A 716-nucleotide genomic window follows, 5' to 3' on the forward strand; every position below is an offset into this window, starting at 1 on the left:
CCGGTATCGGCGTGCGGGTGCCGCGGGCGCGCTTCCGGCTCCGTCGCCACTTCACTGCCGAGCCTTCCTCGCGATAGAGCCGATAAAGCTTCTTGGGGTTCATCAGCATGCCCCTGCGCTCCAGCAGCAGACCGATCCGCCGATAGCCGAACCTGCGGCGCACGGCTGCGATCTCCTGCATGGCCTTGCGGATCTCGAGGTTGTCAGGCGGACGTTCGCGCCAGACCGGCTTGCGGCACGACACCGACCAGGAGGCAGGCCCGGCGTTGCGAGATGTCATGATCCGTATTGCCTTGAGCACCGCCTCCCGCCGCGCTTTCGGTGTCGTCAGGCCTCAGCCATGGTCCTCGGACCAGTGCCGTCCCATCGCTTCGATCCCGGCAGATCTTTCAGCACGATGTTGTCGAGCATCGCGTCCGCCAGCAGTCACTTCAGTTTGCCATTTTCGTCCTCGAGCACCTTCAGCTTCTGAGCGTCGGACACGCCCATACCCCCATACCTGGCCTTCAGCTTGTGAGACACGTGGCCGGGCTCAGCCCATGGCGCCGACAGACCTCCGCAGCTGCCAGGCCGTCAACGCAGTGCGTTGACCCTGCTCCTTGATCATCCCGATGATCTGCGCCTCGGTGAAGCGGCTTTTCCTCTTGTCGTCTGCTCCTGCGTGGCGAAGCAAACTCTACATCAGACCGAGGGACGTCCCGGGGAGCAGGTCAGAG

1 pseudogene is annotated in these 716 nt (G+C 64.0%); it reads right to left on the minus strand.

The annotated features are described in order from the left end of the window. A pseudogene (locus CK240_RS17700) lies at window positions 1–607 on the minus strand (transposase); the annotation flags it as partial. Window positions 608–716 lie beyond the last annotated feature (109 nt).

Origin of the sequence: Paracoccus salipaludis (assembly GCF_002287065.1) — a bacterium.
GTDB classification, from domain to species: Bacteria; Pseudomonadota; Alphaproteobacteria; order Rhodobacterales; family Rhodobacteraceae; genus Paracoccus; species Paracoccus salipaludis.